This window comes from Chryseobacterium wanjuense (assembly GCF_900111495.1).
Lineage (GTDB): Bacteria > Bacteroidota > Bacteroidia > Flavobacteriales > Weeksellaceae > Chryseobacterium > Chryseobacterium wanjuense.
This window is the reverse complement of sequence record NZ_FOIU01000001.1, coordinates 2,628,268-2,644,149: the sequence shown is the minus strand read 5'-3', so window position 1 is coordinate 2,644,149 and position 15,882 is coordinate 2,628,268. Positions and strand designations below refer to the sequence as shown.

10 protein-coding genes are annotated in these 15,882 nt (G+C 30.5%); 4 read left to right on the top strand and 6 right to left on the bottom strand.

Annotation, left to right across the window (positions count from 1 at the left end; all coding sequences use genetic code 11):
• Positions 1-367: 367 nt before the first annotated feature.
• The 3 genes from BMX24_RS11680 to BMX24_RS11670 all read right to left on the bottom strand — a co-directional run bounded on the left by BMX24_RS11680 (position 368) and on the right by BMX24_RS11670 (position 6,621).
• Positions 368-1,024: an HNH endonuclease gene (locus BMX24_RS11680; RefSeq protein ID WP_062671491.1), complete on the bottom strand. Its 657-nt coding sequence runs from the start codon at positions 1,022-1,024 to the stop codon at positions 368-370.
• On the bottom strand, positions 1,017-2,345 hold the full coding sequence (locus BMX24_RS11675) for an AAA family ATPase (protein WP_062671489.1): 1,329 nt from the start codon (positions 2,343-2,345) through the stop codon (positions 1,017-1,019). The genes BMX24_RS11680 and BMX24_RS11675 overlap by 8 nt, the downstream gene beginning before the upstream one ends.
• A gap of 391 nt (positions 2,346-2,736) precedes the next feature.
• Positions 2,737-6,621, bottom strand: a complete 3,885-nt coding sequence (locus BMX24_RS11670) for a hypothetical protein (protein WP_062671487.1) — start codon at positions 6,619-6,621, stop codon at positions 2,737-2,739.
• Between the two features lie 221 nt (positions 6,622-6,842).
• Here BMX24_RS11670 and BMX24_RS11665 point away from each other — a divergent pair, with 221 nt between their 5' ends.
• The gene (locus BMX24_RS11665; RefSeq protein ID WP_228404792.1) at positions 6,843-7,376 is read left to right on the top strand and encodes a recombinase family protein; all 534 of its coding nucleotides are present in this window, start codon (positions 6,843-6,845) and stop codon (positions 7,374-7,376) included.
• Between the two features lie 428 nt (positions 7,377-7,804).
• On the opposite strand, the gene BMX24_RS11660 is transcribed toward BMX24_RS11665, so the two are convergent.
• Together BMX24_RS11660 and BMX24_RS11655 are read right to left on the bottom strand one after the other, a co-directional pair.
• Positions 7,805-7,957: a helix-turn-helix domain-containing protein gene (locus BMX24_RS11660; protein WP_089792647.1), complete on the bottom strand. Its 153-nt coding sequence runs from the start codon at positions 7,955-7,957 to the stop codon at positions 7,805-7,807.
• A 723-nt stretch (positions 7,958-8,680) separates the two neighbouring features.
• A complete protein-coding gene (locus BMX24_RS11655; RefSeq protein ID WP_062671486.1) occupies positions 8,681-9,553 on the bottom strand; it encodes an AraC family transcriptional regulator in 873 nt (290 codons plus the stop codon).
• Positions 9,554-9,884: 331 nt separating this feature from the next.
• Between BMX24_RS11655 and BMX24_RS11650 the strand changes: the two genes are divergently transcribed.
• Positions 9,885-12,116, top strand: a complete 2,232-nt coding sequence (locus BMX24_RS11650; RefSeq protein WP_062671484.1) for a tetratricopeptide repeat protein — start codon at positions 9,885-9,887, stop codon at positions 12,114-12,116.
• Positions 12,117-12,126: 10 nt separating this feature from the next.
• Complete coding sequence (locus tag BMX24_RS11645) at positions 12,127-14,070, top strand: sigma 54-interacting transcriptional regulator (protein ID WP_062671482.1); 1,944 nt, start codon at positions 12,127-12,129, stop codon at positions 14,068-14,070.
• 220 nt (positions 14,071-14,290) lie between these two features.
• On the opposite strand, the gene BMX24_RS11640 is transcribed toward BMX24_RS11645, so the two are convergent.
• Complete coding sequence (locus BMX24_RS11640) at positions 14,291-15,145, bottom strand: AraC family transcriptional regulator (protein WP_062671480.1); 855 nt, start codon at positions 15,143-15,145, stop codon at positions 14,291-14,293.
• 135 nt (positions 15,146-15,280) lie between these two features.
• Between BMX24_RS11640 and BMX24_RS11635 the strand changes: the two genes are divergently transcribed.
• Positions 15,281-15,814 carry a carboxymuconolactone decarboxylase family protein gene (locus BMX24_RS11635; RefSeq protein WP_062671478.1) on the top strand — a complete coding sequence of 178 codons (534 nt, stop codon included), beginning with the start codon at positions 15,281-15,283 and terminating at the stop codon, positions 15,812-15,814.
• Positions 15,815-15,882 lie beyond the last annotated feature (68 nt).

Sequence of the window (15,882 nt, the reverse complement as noted above, 5' to 3'; positions counted from 1 at the left end):
AACAAAAAATCCTTACTTTTGGAAGTAAGGACAATATTGGATAACTGACAATTATTTTTAACCCCTAACTGTCAGATAAAGTCGTGGCTATTACAATTTATATATATGTTTGAATTAAAGGCAAAATGCCTACGATCGATCTAGTTTATTTGTATTTAAAAGTAAAATTCATACTTAGATAAGGATGTTATCTGGTACATTTAAGTACATAATCACCATTTTTTATTATATAAGATATGATCTAAAAACTTTAAAATGCGACTGTGTGGTCAACAATTTGGAACGGAAACCTATAGTTTTTAGTGCTCCTGCAATATTCTACATTAAATTATGTCTCCTTATAAAAATAATTATGATCCAAATTTATTTATCCCGCTTTAATAAAATGTTCCCTTAATTTGTTCATATATTTAGATTGTTGTACAACATCGTCCGAATTCATTATATCATGAAAAATATCAAATAATTCAGATTGTGTTAAAGGGTTTGAATCCATTCCATATTCATGTACTTTTCTGTTAAGTTCACAAATATGGATTGTGTATGATCCTTTTTTCGACTTTGAGATATAAATATCACCACAGTGATGAATATGATCATCATAATTATCAAAATGTGGATGAACAACTATAAATGCATTTGATGATCTAGGATACATTGTATAGAGCTTTCCATTTTTTGTAACTGTTTCAATTTGGCCGGAAACTTCTTTTTTGCTTTTTATAATGTTACAATCACTACATACAACACAAAGATTTCTTGGTTCAAACATAAATTGTATTTGTTCACTTTTGGGGATTATATGCTCTACATGACAGTTATCTACAGATCGAAGCGAAATCTCCTTTCTGCAATAAAAACATTTTCTTGTTATATTTCTATAATAATCACGAATGAACTTCCGGATATCTTTTATATCATCATCAGACCAATCTGAACTTTTTAAATCAGACTTACTAAGAAAACCTAAAATACGTTTTTTGATTGCTGGAGTATAAACTACTGGTTGATTGATATCAGGCATTTCTTTTTAAGTCTTTAATTAAATCAAATAATTTTCTGATGGGATCGTTATGCTGCATATTCTTGATCTGAGATTGGATAATTGTGAAATTCTCTAGATCTTCACTGTCAAACTTATTAGTTTTTCCCACTTTAGAAATAATAGAAAAAGCTATCCTACCTAAATACTCGTTTTTAAAGCCAGGGGTATTAAAAACATTTGCGAGCTGAAAATCTGCTGAATTGTTTGCTATTAACTCTCCATCCATCAACTCACCATCATCCATCTTCAAAACATAACAGTTCTCATTGGATAATTTAGATACCAATTGTGGAGAGTGCGTCGCAATGATAAAATGACAACCTTTATAATGTTGGAAAGTATCCATTAGAAGTGTTATATATCGTTCTTGCCAAGCGGGATGCAAAGAAATTTCAGGTTCATCAATGACAATTAAGCTATTGTCAGCAATTTTGCAGGCAATCCCTATAAAAGTATTGAATATACATTGCTCTCCTGAACTGGCTTCATTAATAGGATAAATTCTATTGTTTTCAATTTTCCTTATATATACATCTTTCAGTCGCAGTAGACCGGCTTCAAGAATAAATAATAAGTCCTCTAAATCCATTTGTAATTCAATAGAATCAGCATTAATCGTAACTGTTGGAGATCGCATATATTTGGAAAATTCGTAACTCATAAATATTTTCTGTAAATATTCTAGTTTTACGAAGTCAAGTTTTTCACCTGTTTCAAAGAAACCTGTATTTATACGTGCTGTATTATTTTTGAAAAAGATATGTCTAAAGTCATCTTCAGTCTTACGACTTTCTAAAAAACGCCGGATTTGTGCAGATGATATAACAGTTTCAAATTTAACTTGTAGCTCCCCATTATAACCTAAGTAACCTAATACGTCTATAATTTTATGAAACTGCTCAGGATTACTTAATCTTACATGCAAAAGTTCCTTAATAATTTTAGAAATAAAACCTAAAGAAAAATCTGATGAACGAATCTCTCTTATTCCGATGTAAGAATAATTGCCTTCGGGAAATTTTAATCCGAACAGTGATCGTGTCAGTGGAAATTTATCGTAGGGGCTAGTTGATACAGCTAGAACTTTAGTTGGCTCAGATGAACGCATTAAGAAACCGTCTTTTGCCGTGGATATTTTTTTGGCAAGATGAGAGGGAATGAAATTGCTTATTATGTCATTTAGTAAGCGACTTTTTCCGCTTCCATTCTTTCCCACGATTATAGTAAAAACATTTTTGTAATCAGCAGATGGCTTACAAAATTGATATGTTTTACTTCGTTTAGTATAACTTATAATCATAAATTTGATATTTCATGGTAATGTTCAAAAAAATACAATGTTACTCAATTTAATATTCGTATCCAATTAAGGAACTGAATATTAATAATGCTAATTATTTATATACTATGTCAAATAATTAAAATATATTTCTATTGTTAAATTTTCTTCACTTTGATTGTACGATTGCTTTTAAACACATTTATTGATTAAAGAAAAACTCCGGAAAATTCAGAAAATTCTAACTAGATATTGCTGTTATTTTTTTCTTTAAACCACGGTTGGGTTAAATCTCATTGATGCAAATCTTTGTAGCTTTCTTCTTTAGTTTCTAGAGATAACTTTTAATAATTTTTTATTGAATTTGAAAATAGTTAGTTTCACGTTGTATTTAGAACCTTTTAAATTTTAATTATGCATGCGAAGTAATTTGTTTATATAATTCGTTAGTTATGCTTTCAACTTCATAAATATGGTTTGGTTCTAAGCCTCTCTCAACGAATTTGGTAAAGCTTTGGGATGAGATGTTTAAAGAATTTAAACTGTTTATAATTTCCGACTCTACGTTAAGATCTTTCAACCATTTCATTTCAATAGAGGAATTTTTATTTAGATGTCTTTTAAATTCTGATAACTTCCATAATGTAATCAAAATTTCAAATTTCTTATCTAGATCGCCGTTCACAGATTTTTCCGGAAGTAAAACTCCAGGCAAATATTTTATTATTTTTTCTTCAATTGCAACAGGAAGTGCCGGAAAATTGATATCAATATTTTCAGCGCCTGTTATTAAGTCATCATAAGCGTTAATGAGTTCTTTATTTATTCTAAAGCCACTAACTGCTATATTATCTTTTACACTGATAATCGTAATAAATTGATAATCCAAATCTCTCAAAATACCTAATGAGAATAATAAACTTTCCAAGCTCTGAGTATCAGAAAAATCAAAATCGATTATTCCAATTGTCAAATAAGTAATGGTGTCAGTTTCTTCTATTCCATTAGGATAATTGAATTTAAAATCCGAACTAGCCTCAATTATTGTTAGAGAATGATTGAGATCATCAAGCTTTGCGTTTTTTGCCTTCATCCACCATTCTTCAACAGCCTTTCTCCCAACTGGAACAGGCATTTTATCTTCTAGCGGGATTTGTGATAAATAATATAAAATAGAAGCATAAAGTCTTTCATAATGTATATTTTCTTCTAAGCAAATGCTCTCCGAGTCAAAATAAGCAATTGTTTTATTTTCAATAATTCTAAACGCATTTTGCAGTGCTTCTAAGTCAAAATAAACACCTTTGAAATTAATTAATGCCACTCTTCTGTCTTGTTCTTTTTTTGGTAGGAAAATGTTGAATATTTGACTATTAATATTTGTAAGGGAACTAATCCAAGAGCCTATTTCTTTTTCGCCTTCAACAGCATTATTCTTTTCATTATACTTTTTATAAATTGGATATTTTTTCTTAAGCTTTATAGTGTTGTTAAGAAGTTCTCCTTTATGCTGTAATTCAGTGACATTTTTTTGAATTTTATTCTTGTTGCCTTCTAATAATCCATCTATCATCCTTGTAACAATTTTAACCCATTCCAAAGCTAATTTCCTAATGTTTATTATTCTCTCTTGCCAACTGTAAGCAGAAGAGTCTAAATACATTTTCTGTATTTCATTATACCAGATCTGGTTGAGATGAATATCAAAAGAATTCCCAATTGAGGCCGGAGTCATTTGTTTACGTGAATCATCTCTAACTGTAGTAGTCATTTCTTCGGAAGGAAACGGGAACATTAAGCCCTCAGTACAATACTGTTCATAGAATGGAAAGAATTCAAAAACATCCTCAATCCTAGATACACTCAAATTATTGGCGTGTTTTGAATCTTGATCAAATAGAAGATATTTAATATTAATCTTATCCCCAGAGTCTTCGACAATAATTGAATTTGTGCTGACTTTAAGATAACTGAAGAGCGTCTCTTTGTTTTTTGTTATAAAATCCTTATATCCAATAAGATCAGTTAATTTAAAAAAAGACATTAATTCTTTCGCCTCGCTAAAATCCATTTTTATTAGTTCGCCAATACTGATATTGTTGTTTATTGATGGAATATTAAAGGCTATTTTTAAATGGCTAAACCATTTTACCAGAAAGCCAAGACCTTTATATGAAATAATGGCTGAAGTACGTTTCTGTAAATTTAATTTTAAAGCGTTTGCAAATAAAACTACATCGGAATTTTCAAATTGATATTTAGGTAATCTTTTCTTTAAATCAGCTAATCGTTTAAAATTAGCTCCTTGCTCACCAAGAATGTTTGACATTTCCTCTAAAGTATTAAGCTCGGAAAATGGAGTAGAAGCTACGGAAAATAATTCTATACCTCCGATATTATAAGCTTCATCAAATTCTAATCTGTTTTCATTCAAATATCGATGCGGTTCAGCGTGCATAATACCATCAACAGCGACTACAATATTTTCTAATGAGTCTTCCGAAACTATTTCTGCTAATGTTTCGTAAAATTCATTTTTATAGTTTTGATCAAGTAGAAAAGGAATATTATTAAAGAAATCCTGTTTGTAATCATCAGTAATAATCTTAAATAGGTTTTTAAGGGATTCCTCGATTGGTATGTTTTTGTGCAATAAATCTTTTAAGTGTTGAGATCGAACAGGATGTAAGCCTTCTACAAAATGACCATCAAAATTTAGGAAATATTCTTTTTCCAATTCATTTAATAACTCACCTCGGTCTTGTTCGAATCCTATTTCCGTTTTTACATAACTAAGTAATTTTGTTGTCTTTAATTTAATATTTAAACAATCCGCAAGAGAAATCATTCGTAATATTTCTAACTTTGCTCCTGCTGATTTCGAATTGGATAAATAGTTTATTTGTGCTGAAAGTCGTTCTTCTATCATTTGACCTCTTGTGAGAAGATATGTGTATTCAATCAGTAGTCCTTTTGGATGAATCTGTTCCCATACAGGTTGCCATTTTTGAATATCCGGATGTATTTTCTTTTTTCTTTTTAATTCTTCAAACATTTCTTTGGCTTCAGCCATTGATAGTGATATATCAACGGTAGTTAGGTTAATTCGTGAAATGTCAGCACCAAATCGAAACCAATCTTCTTGTCTAGTTGTAAGTAGATATTTTACATGAAAATCTCTTGTTATCGAAACTATTTCAAACCACGATTCTACTAAAGTATTTAATCCATCTATAATTAACAGAGGCTTTTCACCAATTAGAATTCGAGATTCCAAAAATTCAGCAATAGAATTAGCTTCATTGTAATCCTTACAGCTTCGTAATTCATAGATAGAATAATTGTTTTTTTCTTTTTGATCATATCCCGTTTGCCACGCTAAGGTAGATTTTCCTTGTCCACTTGAAGATCTAATCACAGTAACATCTGATTCAAATACACTATCATAAACTTTTTTTTGCCAAATCTTTCTTTTTACAGGTAATCCTAATTTGATATGAGCGGGTCTTGCTGCTTTTCCATCATAAAAATCTTCTGCATTATGACTTTCAGTAATATCATATGAAACTTTGATGATCCAATTATTTAATATCGCATTATTAATAGGTGCTTTAGAGTAAGAGTCTTTTATATCCTGAAATAGGGCAATAATATCAGTATTAGTTACTGTAACTCTATTTTTTGACCAAATAAAGACATTGTAAAATAATGATCTTAAAAATTGAAGTTCTGTTCCTTTATTTATCCCCCAGTCCTTAAATAATGAAATCAGAATATCATTGAACAGTTCTGTCGATGTTTTATATTCAAATGAGATATTTGATAATAAATCATTATAGTTTATATTGTATTTTAATGTGATGAATTTTGTCTGCCAGAAATCAGATAAATCCTTTTTATGCATTAAAGATTGAAGGTTTCCTTTAGCAATTTCCATATTATACACTAACTTAAACTTGCTGTTAGGATTAATTTCAAAAGTTTCAGCGAAATTTTGTAATACTCCTAAATCCCAAAAACTTCCGGCGTCCATTTTATTTACAGATGATTTAACCTGAGTGTATAATTGACCGTTAAGAATATTTTGAGAGGTATTTAAGTCAATATCCTCAATACCTTCCATTGTTATCGATTTTTCGGAAGTTCCTCTAAGCTCGTTAAGTATTAAATAAGATGCATATAATATTTGATAGTAGATACCTCTAAAATTTACTGACCCTCCAATTCTTTTTTTTAATAAGTTTTCTAATTCTTCGGTAAACTTATTTAAAGTAGGTGCTTTTTGTGCAGTGTTCATAATGAGTATTAGTTAGGGTTAATTTGAGATAGTATCTACACAAAAATAAATCAATTTTATATAAAATTTTTATGGAAATCCGTAATTGAAATCAAATTGAGTTGACTCTATAAATATATTTATTTGAGTCTGTATTTACAATTTAAATCAATACTAGAATAATATATACAGCTTCTTATTTTATATTATTAATTTGTAAATCAAATAAATACATTAATTACATGAAGTCAGCCTATTTATACGTCCGTGTAAGTACGGACGAACAAAAAAGAAAAGGTTACTCACTACCTGAACAGGAGGATAGATTACTAAAGTATTGTAAATACAACAATATTGAAGTCAAAGGAATTTATCGGGAGGATTATTCTGCTAAAAATTTTAATCGACCTGGATGGAAAGAATTATTCTCCGAAATTAAAAAGAAATCATCGGGAGAAGACAAGAATATCTTATTTATCAAATGGGATCGATTTAGTCGGAATGTCGAATACGTTTATGAAATGATAGGTCTGCTTCGAAAATATAAAACTGTGGCAATGGCTATTGAACAACCTATTGATTTTTCTGTACCTGAAAGTACTGTTATGCTTGCTGTTTACTTGGCTGTTCCAGAAGCTGAAAATTTAAGAAGAGCTCAGAATACAGCAAATGGAATTCGACGGGCAAAACTTATGGGTAGATATCCTAGTAAAGCTCCTTTAGGTTTCATCAATTTGACATTAATTGATGGTAATTCCGTACCCCAATCGGTTTGAATATGCTGTATAGGAAAATAGAATGTATCCAAAATTTCACCTAAAAAATGTATCGTACTTTCTGCTTTTTTATTAGGGTAAACTCTAATAACTTTAATTCTTGTGCAGTCATCAATAGCTGTAAATTGATAAGCCTTATTCCTGATTTTAGTAACATCAGGCTGGACTCTATCCTCTGGAATTTCCTTGCTGTATCTTTTGTAATCAGATTTTTTACGTCTTTTTACTACAGGATTAACTTTGTGTTTAAAGAGTACCCGCCAAACAGTCATTGCAGATAATGAAGTTCCCGTTCTGAGTAGATGGGTTGAGATTCTTGCAGCTCGCCATCTTTTTTTCTCTCTTAAATCAAGGATAATAGATTCAGTTTCTTTTGTAACCTTAGTATTGGTAAGGGTTTTAGGACGTCTTGACTTATCTGACAGTCCTTATTCTCCTTCTTCTTTATACCTTTTTATCCATCGGTGAAGTGTTGATCTTGCAATTCCACAACGTAAAGCCGTTTTCGTTACAGACCCCGATTCTAAATAGATTTTAAGCCAATCTTTACGAGCCTTGACTTGCTGTTGCTGTTTATTCATGGATAAAGGTTTTAAACTTTACACCATAAATTTAAGTCATTTTTGTAGCGGATCTATTGATACTTTACAATTAAATAATCTTGGCATGTGACCAAGACGAGCTTATCTTCTAACACTTTTAGAGATGATTTAAGTAGATTGTGTGAAATTTTACAAGAATTGCAAAGCTGATCTTGTCTGTAAGTTTTATTATAAGCTAACTTTTTATATTGTAACGATAATTTTCTAGAAATACTCAGAAAGAGTAGTAGCTAGCACTATTCAATTCTCTCTGTAGCATTACATATTGTTACTAGTTTTCCCATTTACCTGAAAAATATGTTTTCGTAAAATGTTCTTTTCTTAAAACTGGCACTTTTGGCAAATTTATCAAGACGATATTTTCAGTATCAACTATTGCTACGATTCGATATAGATTTTTTGTTCAAGTAGGAATTTCACCATGCCCGTGAATGCCTTTTTAGCAATGCCATTTTTTTGCTCCAAATACGATATTGTAATTAATATCTCTATTCTTTTATGATAAAGATCAAGTTTGATTGCGCAATCTCCAATCAGTTTACCTGTCTGAGTGTAATCAATATCATGCTGTGCCCATTCTCCCGATTTACCGAAAGACTTTGAGGAATTGTCTAAAATTAATGTTGTATTTTGAGTTTTTGAATCATTTTACTAGTAATTAACAACATATATCAGTTGATGCTTTAATTTTAAGTAGAAATATTAAGAAATATTGGATAGAAAATTTTTATTTTTTGAATTAATTCTATATTGTGATGGAGAGATACCTGTATACTTTAAAAAGATTTTATTTAAGTAGCTTTTATCTGAAAAGCCGAATTCGTCAGCTATTTCACTGACACGCATATTGCTATTTTTAAGTCGATATTGAATAAGATTTAATTTATATTGCAAAATGTAGTGATGAAGATTGTGATTTGTGTGACTTTTAAAATATTTTCCAATATAGGTTGGTGAAATAAAAAATTTGTCGCTCAGCTCCTGTATGGTAAGTTTTTTAGGCTCAAAAATATTAAGATGTATATATTGCAACATTTTAATGACCTTTTGTTCAATTGTAAGTCCAGCAATTGATGGTAATAGTTTTTTAATTTCCTTTTCTAAAAATAGTAAAATCATATATACAAGATGTTTTAAATATTCCCCATCAACTATATTTGCTTCTCTAATTTCAGAAAGTAAACAGTTTGCAATTTGGTGAGCTAAAATGATATTATTTTTGATATTTACAATGTAATCCAGATTTTGATTAGCACTGTATAATATGTGTGTACGATCTGATCTGTCTGTATCAAATTGCTTTTTTTGATTTATAAAAAGATCTGAAAATTTTATTTCTAATATCTCTGTATCTGAGGTCGTCTGAATAACTTGAAATTCCTCACCAGGAACGACAATAAAAATGTCATTACTTCCATAACTGATGGTATTGTGTTGAACTTGATACTTTCCTTCTCCTTTTATAATATAGATAATAGAGAAAATCATTTGTTTATTGAATATTATTGTATTACCTCCGTCTATACTTCGCGTAGTAAAATGTAGATCATCAATTGAGTAGTCTGAATTAATCATTGTCATAATTTTTAGACAATAATCAATCGGTATGCCTTGATTTTATATATTTGTTATTCAGTGTTTTATATTCTTTTGATTGCTTTTTTATTCACTATATTTCGTGGTTTTCCACGAAATTACGAGTTTAACGATGATAGAAGACTTTAAGTAAACATGTGAATAGTACATTATATCATAAAATTTTCTTAAATTCCTAATACTTTTAATTTGATTAGATTCACTTAAAGAATAGGTTATATTTTCCAGGTTTCTGTATTTAAAAGTGTAAGAAAGAAAAATAATAGTTAATAGCTTAATTATGATTCAAAGGTATATTCTATTAGTAATAATGATTCTTTTACCATCTTTTGTGCCGGCACAGAAAGTTTTTGTAAATGAACTAGTTACAATGCACAATGTTTATAAAAGAATAAGCGGTTCTGATACTACTGCAATAAATCAACTGATAAAAATTGGCAAATGGCATCTTAAGGCTTCTCAACTTATAAAGTATTCAAATTCTACGGACAGTGTAGTATATTATGCAGATAAAGTCCAAAGATTATCTAGTTCGGTAAAATATCCTATTGGTGAAGCACGTTCTTATTTACTTCGAGGTAGATTGGCTTTACAAAATGGCGATTATGGTAAAGTACGTTATTTTGCATCGCAAGCGGAAGCATTATTTGATAAAGCTAAAGATAAATATGGTAAAGTAGAAGCTCTAACATTATCCGTTACGGCATATGGAGAGAAAGCTACTCCGGAATCTTTGGGAATAGCTTATAAGGTCTTAAATGTTTATATAAGAAATGGTGATAAATTAAAACAAGGTTATATTTTAAGGATTATTGGTCTGATGCAATTAAGCCGAACAGAGTATAAGGAAAGTTTGGAAAGTATTAAAAAAAGTCTTAAGATTTTAGAAGAGAATAAACTTAGTAATGAGGAGTTAGCTCAAAGTCTAGTGCACGCTTCGAGTGCGAGTTATTTTATGGGTAATATACAAGAGGCCTTGGAGTATTCATTAAAAGCATTGAACCTTTCAGAAAAGATCGATTCACAATCTTACGTTACGGGATTGGCATATAATGGTTTAGCTAGAATATATCATACAACTGGAGATTATCCGAAAGCGCTTATACATTACAAAAAAAGTGTTGAAATTTTGGAAAAATACAAAGCAGATGATTTTTCTACATCAGCAATTGGCAACACTGCACAGATATTATTAGACATGGGCCGTAAGCAAGAATCACTATTTTATCTAAAAAAGCTTCAGAATAGGATTACATTGAATGCTGTTGCGAGAAGTACTGTTATTTTACGTTCTATAAAAATTTATACTGCATTAGGAGATTATGAACAGGCCGAAAAATATGTGTTACGAGCAAAAAAAATTATCAATGATAAACCATTTGCATTAACAACAAACAATCTTTATACTCCTGTGGCCAATTATTATTTCAAAGTGGGTCAGTATGAAAAAGCAAGAGATTATCTTGAAAAATATAAGATGGTAGCCAAGAAAAATCAAAGTAAAATAACGTTCTTACAAATTTATAAACAACTTTATCAAATAGATTCTGCACAGTCTGCTTTTATACCAGCTATACGGAACCTCAAGCTAGCATATGCGTACAGAGATTCTATGTTTGGCGAAAGTAATAGGAATAAAATGTCGGATTTACAGGTCAAATACGATGTATTAAAGAAAGATCGGGATCTATTGCTTAAAGAAGAGAAAAATAAAAAACTAATACGTGAGGCAGAAGTGCAAAAATTATTGATTTCGAGGTCAAAGATAATACGTAATTTCAGTGTTGCTGGTATATTTATTCTTGCAGTAATTATAGGTTTAATTTACAGTCGTTATCGAACAAATAGAAAAATGAACAGTATTCTACAAAGCCAAAAAGCGACAATTGAAGCTAATAATATAACTCTTACTCAAAATGTGGCAGAAAAAGAATGGTTATTGAAGGAGATCCATCATAGGGTAAAAAACAATCTCCAAATTGTTATGAGCCTACTTAATAGTCAATCTTATTTTTTAAGCGATAAATTATCTTTAGAAGTAATTCAGAAGAGCCAACATCGAATACAATCAATGTCACTTATTCATCAAAAATTATATATGTCGGATAACTTATCTGAAATAAGGATGCCGGAATATATCAGTGAGTTAGTGGATTATTTAAAAGATAGTTTTGCTGTTCCGCGTATCATAAAACTGACCCTTAAGGTAGACAATGTATTTATGGATGTTTCCCAAGCAGTTCCTATCGGTTTGATACTAAATGAATCAATTACTAATTCTTTAAAATATGCGTTTTCGGATGCAGGTGGAATTATCGAAATAGTACTGCAAAATATTGACGGCGATATCTTTTTATTGGAAATAACTGATGATGGATGTGGCCTGCCAGAGGACTTTACCATAGATAATTCTAGATCACTTGGGATGAGACTTATTAAAGGATTAGCTGCTGATCTTGGCGGTAACCTTACGATCAATCGAGAAAAAGGAACACAAATAAAGATTGAGTTTTCCTATAAACGACTTAGATATAAATCCTAAATAAGCAGATATGTCATTAAAAGTATTAATAGTTGAAGATCAATTTATAGAGGCAAACAATCTACAAATCATCATCGAAAGAGTGGGTTATCAGGTAATAGGTCTGGCCAGATCGGTAGAAGAGGCATTAGCAATTATAGAAAAAGAACAACCAGATCTTGCCTTGGTTGATATAAAATTACAGGATTCAGTATCCGGTATTGCACTTGCTCCAACGCTTAACGCAATTAATATTCCTTTTATTTATATTTCTGCCAATTGCAACCATGATGTCATTATGCAGGCAAAAGGTACACAGCCCTATGGGTTTATTGTAAAACCTTTTCGTGAAAAAGACCTTCTCATTACATTAGAGATAGCCATGTTTAGACATGAAAACAGCCTTGAAACGGCCGTTAAAAAAGAAGAACAGCTACGTCTTAATTTACTAAAAGTAATAGATATCAAAGATACTTTAAGTGATAAGATGCTTGCCATCGTAAAGTCATTACAGACCTTTATCTCGTTTGATTACCTCTTGACTAAAAGTATTCCACTAAGTACATCTGCAAATTTTATAAGCTATTTGCGTATTGGTTTTGATGAATACCAATTTATTGGAACAAAAGAATTCGAAATAATAACTAACCATACATTAACAGATGTTACTAAATCTAAAATCTTCAATGAAAAGAGTACTGAAAATATAATTTTTGTAGAAGACAACTTTGAAAAGATGTTGCTAAAAAATCCCGATCAAAAACTTTTGGCAGATAAGTTCAACTTACAATCCTTAATGGTTCTTCCTCTGGCTTTAAGTGATAATAACATTTTTTATCTTTTCTTTTACAGTCGTAAATGTGATGCTTATAATTCATCACAAATAAAACTGCTTCAAAGGTTAAGTAACCCTCTTATTGCTGTTATTGAGAACCTAGTCAAAAGTAATCAATCTGATGACAAACAAAATGTAATGTTGAATGAAAGTAGAGGCATTAAAAAAGTGAATGCTCAGGAGCCAGATTTTTTCAAACAAATTATCGGTAAAAGCCATCTTTTATTAAATGTTTTTGATAATATTAGTCATGTAGCACCTGTGGATACTTCAGTATTGATCTTGGGAGAAAGCGGAACTGGAAAAGAGCGTATGGCTCGCTGCATCCATGAGTTATCCAAGCGCAAATCACAACCTTTTGTAAAGATCAATTGTGCAGCACTACCTTTTAATCTTTTTGAATCTGAGTTGTTTGGTCATGAAAAGGGATCTTTTACCGGTGCGATCGAAAGACGGGTAGGGAAATTTGAACTTGCTAATAAGGGTACTATATTTCTGGATGAAATAGGTGATATGCCTCCAGAACTTCAATCCAAGCTCTTGCGTGTATTACAGGAAAAAGAAATCGACAGAATTGGGGGAAGGGATCCTATAAAAGTAGATGTGCGTGTATTAGCCGCGACTAATCGTGAACTTGAAAAGGAAGTAGCTGCAGGCCGCTTTAGATTGGATTTATTTTATAGGCTTAATGTTTTTCCTGTAACATTACCACCGCTGCGTGATCGAAAAGATGACATACCTTTATTAATTGATCATTTTATTTCAATTTATAGCAAGAAAGCAAATAAACGGATAAAAGGTATCTCAAAAAAAGGTTTAAACGAGGCTTTAAACTATCATTGGCCAGGTAACATTCGAGAATTAGAAAATTTAGTTGAGAGGGCGATATTACTTTCACGTGAAGAAATATTGATGAGATTACAAATACCTGATAATATTAGTCATCAGTACATGATTTTTGAAGAGAGTAAAGAATTTAAATCTATTGATGAAAATGAACGTGACCACATATTACAGGCTCTGGAAAAATGTCGTGGGAAAGTCTGGGGAGCGAATGGTGCAGCGGAACTTCTTGGCATTCCTCCTACAACACTACATTCCAAAATGAAAAAATTTGGAATTAAACGATCTCCATCCTAATTTTTATTATAATGGTTTTACAAATAAAATTTATTCATCGCACAGATATAAAGATGCTGATTTAAGTATTGCGATTGTGTCGAATATAAATGAATAGAGTATAATAGTTACAATTAGAATTTAGTTGAAAATTAACAATGAAGCTGATCTATTTATCAATTAACAATAAAAAATGAAAAATTTCAAATGATCGTGCTAATTTCCAATTATTATCTTAAGCCTAATTACTTTTAACTAAATTTTTATGTTTAAAAGATGAGGGAGCCAAGCCGGAAAGTCTTTTGAAAAAATTACTAAAATAAGAAATGTCCTCAAAACCTAATTCGTAAGCAATTTCTTTTGAAGATTTGGATGTATAAAGTAACAGTCTTTTCGCTTCTAAAAGTATTCTCTGCTGGATAATTGATGATGGCGTAATATCTCCGTAAATTTTGAATATATTGGATAATGTTTTTGGTGATTTATTAAGTATTTCCGCATAAAATTTTACAGAATGTTCCGTTTTATAGTTTTTCTCGACTAATAGATTGTATTCTCTGATTATATTTAATTTGTGATCTGGCAGCTCATGAGAAACATATTGTTTTTTCGCTAGGCGAGTCACAAGGATGATCAATCTTTTAAATAGCATTCTAAGCATATCTTCCTGGATGTCGTCTACATCTAAAAACTCTTCTTGGCATATTTTTAGCAGCAAATCCAGTTTTCTTTCAATTTCGGATTCAACTTCTATAAACATAGCCTGCGCTGTTCCGTAAAATAGAAATCCTACACAACTCACTTCTTTGTCGTGACTTTCAATGCAATAAAAGTCACGATTAAATTGCCATGCTATTATTTCAGATGCATCTTCGAAATGGAATGTCTGATTGACCATTAAGCAGATAACCGTATTTCGCTTAAAATGATAAAAAACACCATCTATCTCAATACTTTGATCCTTATTTTTATTCCAGGCTATTGTTAATAGGGGATTTGATTTATCATTTGTATAGAAATCTCTACCAAAATTTTCGTCATTAATCCAAAGTTTGCAGTGAGAGCCTCTTTTCTTATTGAAAAAATTATAATACATAATATGATATTGGTATTTAGTAAATGTTTTTAAAATTATGAAAAAGGAAAATATAAATAATCATCGGGAAAATATTCCATTCTTTACAACTAAGATTTGAAAGAAATTTGCAGTATTAATTTAAACAATAAAAAAATGAAAAATTTTTCAGTTCTTAAAAAAGAAGAAGTATCAGAAGCAAACAAGGCAATTTTTAGTAACCTTGAAAAAGGGGTTGGGTTCGTTCCTAATCTTTATGCAACATTTGCCTATTCAGAAAGTGCATTAAATACTTATCTAACATTGCAAAGTTCAAAATCGTCGTTAAAAGCAAAAGAAAAAGAAGTAATTAGTTTAGTGGTAAGTCAGTATAATGCATGTTTATATTGTCTAAGTGCTCATACTGCTATTGCCAAATTAAATGGCTTTACTGATGAGCAGATTATAGATATAAGAAAAAATACAATTTCTTTCGACAGTAAACTGAATGCATTAGCAAATCTTGTAAAAGGCATTGTTGAGAACAAAGGTGAAGCTACAGATTTTCAAAAAGAAGCCTTCTTTACTAATGGCTATACAGAAGCGAATTTGGTTGATGTTGTTATTGCTATCGGTGACAAGATGATGACTAACTATTTATTTGCTTTAACAAAAGTACCAGTTGACTGGCCAGAAGTCCCTACAATCTAAATTAAAAGAATTTATTTACCGAGCTGTGCATTCATGCACAGCTTTTTCTTTAAGAATTAAAATTTGGA